Source organism: Bradyrhizobium genomosp. III (assembly GCF_000261705.1).
GTDB classification, from domain to species: domain Bacteria; phylum Pseudomonadota; class Alphaproteobacteria; order Rhizobiales; family Xanthobacteraceae; genus Bradyrhizobium; species Bradyrhizobium ottawaense.
This window is the reverse complement of record NZ_AJQF01000574.1, coordinates 1-2288: the sequence shown is the minus strand read 5'-3', so window position 1 is coordinate 2288 and position 2288 is coordinate 1. Positions and strand designations below refer to the sequence as shown.

General features: G+C 58.0%; 1 pseudogene. It reads left to right on the top strand.

From position 1 onward, the window contains the following. Window positions 1–160: 160 nt before the first annotated feature. A pseudogene (locus IC66_RS0142155) lies at window positions 161–2288 on the top strand (Ulp1 family isopeptidase); the annotation flags it as partial.

The window sequence follows — 2288 nt, the reverse complement described above, 5'->3', positions numbered from 1 at the left end:
TGAATTCAGTGCTCACGATCGCGCGAAATCGATGCACACGATCCGTGAAATCCGCAGATGCTCCCGGTGCGGGTCTATCGAGGGCTGTAAAGGGTGGTTTGTTGCTGATCGCCAGCATGCCAGATCGAAGCCCTGGTTCATATTTTGAAAGTGAGAACGGATGGATTTCCCCTCGACCAAGCGGGTGCGTGAACAATCGGACAGCACGGGCCCGCAAGAGAGCTCACCCGCGGCTCCGTCCGCAGCCGCGGCGACCTTTGAGCGGCAATTGAGCGAGATCGGCAGTTCAGGTGAAGGTGATGGAGCAATGCCGGCCGCCTCGACGCCGCAGCCGGCTCAGTCAAAAGGGATTCTGAGAAGGCTCAGCAAAAGCCCCCTTTATTCCCAGGATGCTCCCCTTATTTTGGGGCTTGAGAAGGCCCTCATCAAGGGCGGGGCCGCCAAAGGCACCGCACGAAATAATCTATATTCTCTTCGCAGCTTTGGCCAGTGGCTCTTCGCAAATAACAAAGATCCCATTGCTGCTCGGCTCGACGACGAAGAGTCGCTGACCGTTGATGCGCGCGTGTTCGAAAAGCGTCCCGCGACACTCCTTAGGGCAATAGACCATCTCAGGACCTCGCGGTCGACGGGCGGAATCGTGCCGATCGCAGGCCGCACTGAGTTGCATCCTTATCCCCAGGACGCAGCTCTGATCGAAGGGTACAAAAACGACGCAGCGACAGATACCGGCAAGAAGGATGCAAGCAAGAATGCAACTGCTCTTCGCAGTTTCAGCGACTACCTGCGTGAAAACAGCAAGAAGGGCATTGCTGCTCGTCTTTCAGACGAGGCGTTGGATGGAGATGTCAAGAGCTATAAGAGGGCCCCCGGTGCTGATTCAAGGATCGGTGCCGCTCTGGCTCATCTCCGAAAATCGCAGGCGGGCGCTAAGGCGATGGAGCTCGAGCGCCATATTGATTCCGAAGACGCGGCCCTGAAGGAGTCGAGGCAGGTCGGCGACGCTGCTGCGCAGCACAGTTCGTTGCAGAAAGCTGGCAGTTGGCCAGAGGAATTGCTTCCTGCGGAAGGCCATGATCAGAATTTGCTTTTGGGTCCGATGGACGAACCCGGCCCGCCGTCCTCGGCGCCGGCTCAGTCAACTGGGGTTGCGATAGGGCACAAGAAGCGGCCTCTTCATTCCGAGGATGTTCCCCTTATTGCGGGGTTTGAGGAGGCCCTCCGGAATGGGAGCGCCGCCGAACGCACCGTCCGAAACTATCTATCTTCTCTTCGCAGCTTTGGCCAGAGGCTCTACGCAAATAACAAAAAGAGCATTTTTGCTCGGCTCGACGACGAAGAGTCACTGACCGCTGATGCGCGCGAGTTGTTCGAAAAGCGTCCCGCGACACTCCTTAGGGCAATAGACCATCTCAGGACCTCGCGGTTGACGGGCGGAATCGTGCCGATCGCAGGCCGCCCTGAGTTGCATCCTTATCCCCAGGACGCAGCTCTCATCGCAGAGTACAAAAACGAAGCAGCGACAGATACCGGCAAGAAGGAAGAAGCCAGGAAGGATGCAACGGCTCTTCGCAGTTTCAGTGACTACCTGCGTGAAAACAACAAGAAGGGCATTGCTGGTCGGCTTTCAGGCAAGGCGCTGGATGGAGATGTCAAGAGCTATAAGAAGGACGCCGGTGCTGATTCGAGGATCGGTGCCGCTCTGGCTCATCTCCGAAAATCACAGGCGGGCCCTAAAGCGATGGAGCTCGAGCGCCATATTGATCCCGAAGACGCGGCCCTGATGGAGTCGAGACAGGTCGGCGACGCCGCTGCGCAGCACAGTGCGTGGCAGAAAGCTGGCAGTTGGCCAGAGGAATTGCTTCCTGCGGAAGGCCACGATCAGGATTTGGGCCGGATGGACGAACCCGGCCCGTCGTCCTCGGCGCCGCAGCCGGCTCAGTCAACTGGAATTTTGATAGGGCACGACAAGCAGCCTCTTCATACCGAGGATGCTCCCCTTATTTCGGGGCTTGAGGAGGCCCTCCGTAATGGGAACGCCGCCGAACGCACTGCCAGGGGCTATGTACGTACTCTTCTCAGCTTTGGCCACTGGCTCTTCGCAAATAACAAAGATCCCATTGCTGCTCGGCTCGACGACGAAAAGTCACTGACCGCTGATGCGCGCGAGTTCATCGGAAAGGGTAATCCCTTAAGGCTTCTTGCGGCGATAGTTCATCTCCGAACCTCGCAGTCGACGGGCGGAGTCGTGCGGATCGCAGGCCGCACTGAGTTGCATCCTTATCCCC